This is a genomic window from Blautia sp. CAG:257 (assembly GCF_000433815.1).
GTDB lineage: Bacteria > Bacillota > Clostridia > Lachnospirales > Lachnospiraceae > Blautia_A > Blautia_A caecimuris.
Map to the genome: position 1 here is coordinate 1 of NZ_HF999119.1, position 1852 is coordinate 1852.

Annotated in this window: 3 protein-coding genes; all 3 read left to right on the plus strand. The window is 31.3% G+C overall.

Going from position 1 to position 1852, the window contains the following annotated elements; all coding sequences use genetic code 11:
- Positions 1-242, plus strand: a 242-nt coding sequence (locus tag QVP40_RS13095; protein WP_288200582.1) for a winged helix-turn-helix domain-containing protein, incomplete at its 5' end; no start/stop codon positions are given.
- Positions 243-1163, plus strand: a complete 921-nt coding sequence (locus QVP40_RS13100) for a sensor histidine kinase (RefSeq protein WP_022068832.1) — start codon at positions 243-245, stop codon at positions 1161-1163.
- Positions 1164-1275: 112 nt separating this feature from the next.
- Positions 1276-1852, plus strand: a 577-nt coding sequence (locus QVP40_RS13105) for an ABC transporter ATP-binding protein (protein WP_288200583.1), incomplete at its 3' end; no start/stop codon positions are given.

A 1852-nucleotide genomic window follows, 5' to 3' on the forward strand; every position in this document is an offset into this window, starting at 1 on the left:
TACAGATAGAATTGAGTAAAACAGAACAGCGAATTTTGTATTTACTGATTTCAAATCCAAATAGAATTTTAACAAGGGAACGATTGCTTGAATGGGTATGGCCAGAGGGAACAGAGTATGTTGAAGATAATGCTCTTTCAGTTGGAATACGACGATTAAGGGATAAACTTGAAGATGATTCTTCTAATCCGACTTATATAAAAACTGTTTACGGAAAAGGCTATGTATGGGAGAGTGTATAAATGGATATTCACATTCTTGTATTTATTGGTATCGTAGGTCTGAATATCATTGTTTTAGGCTTGGTAATTTACTGGTATAGAAATAAGATGTTATCTCAGTATAATAACTTTTTGAATAAAGCCGATGAAATACTCGGCGGAAAACAAATTGATATGATATATGATGAGTCCTTAGATTCGGCTATTTCTGAAAGACTAAACCGTATTGTTGAAATTTCAAATATGCAAAAAGAAGTTGCAGAGCAGGAACGTAATACTATAAAATCATTACTCTCTAACATCAGTCATCAGATACGAACTCCTCTTGCAAATATTACTTTATATGCAGGATTGTTAAAAGAGGAAGTGAATGAATCAACATCATTTCGATTAGCAGATAAAATCGAAAAAAATGCTGAGAAACTAGAATTTTTTATGAAAGAATTGCTGAAATCTTCGTATGCGGAACAGGAAATTATTTCTGTCAATCCTAAGATAATTGAATTAGACAAGATAATTAAAAAAAGTTGTCAATCGGTAGAATTGGACGCAATGAGGAAAAATATTCATATTCGTTCAGAAAATAATGATTATAAAGTCTTTGCTGACTTGAAATGGACGGAGGAAGTTTTTGCAAATATTATTGAAAACGCAATAAAATATTCGCCAGATGATACAGAAGTAACGATTAAGTCTATTTTATATGAATCATTTGTATGTGTAAAAATTATAGATAATGGTATAGGCATACCAGAGCAAGAGCAAGGAAAAGTATTTCAAAGATTTTACAGAGGAACAAATGTAACAGATAAGCAGGGCTTTGGAATTGGGTTATATTTGGCTAGAGAAGTTTTAAGAAAACAACAAGGATATATAAAAATAAAATCCAAATTAAATAAAGGAACTACCGTTGAAGTTTTCTTATCCCGTAGTGATTTTTAATCAAGACTTTTTTCTCAATCTTTAATTGTGTCAAAGTTGTCACTTTTGAGAAAGATTTGAGAAAGAAGTCTTTGTTATTATTAGAGCAAACAGAGAGAAAGGAAGATGAAGAATGAATATTTTATCAGTTAGAAATTTAAAAAAATATTATAATACGGGAGAGAATACTGTAAAAGCATTGGACGGTATAGATTTAGATATTTGTAAAGGGGAATTTTTAGCTATTGTTGGAACTTCTGGAAGTGGAAAATCTACTTTACTACATATGCTTGGTGGCTTGGATAATCCAACTTCTGGAGAAGTTATTATTGACGGAAGAAATATATCGGGATTATCTCGTGATGAATTAACTGTTTATCGAAGAAGAAAAATAGGTTTTGTATTTCAAAACTATAATCTCTTGCCACTTATGAATGTATATGAAAATATTGTGCTTCCTATCAAGCTGGACGGTATAAAACCAGATGATGATTATGTTGAAGAAATTCTTAAATTATTAAAATTAGAAGATAAAAAATATTTTATGCCAAATCAGTTATCTGGCGGACAACAACAGCGTGTAGCGTTAGCAAGAGCTTTGGCAATTAAACCTGCTATTATCCTTGCTGATGAACCAACAGGAAATCTTGATAGCCGAACAAGTCAAGATGTTTTAGGCTTGATAAAAATTTCAAGCCAAAATCTGGCTC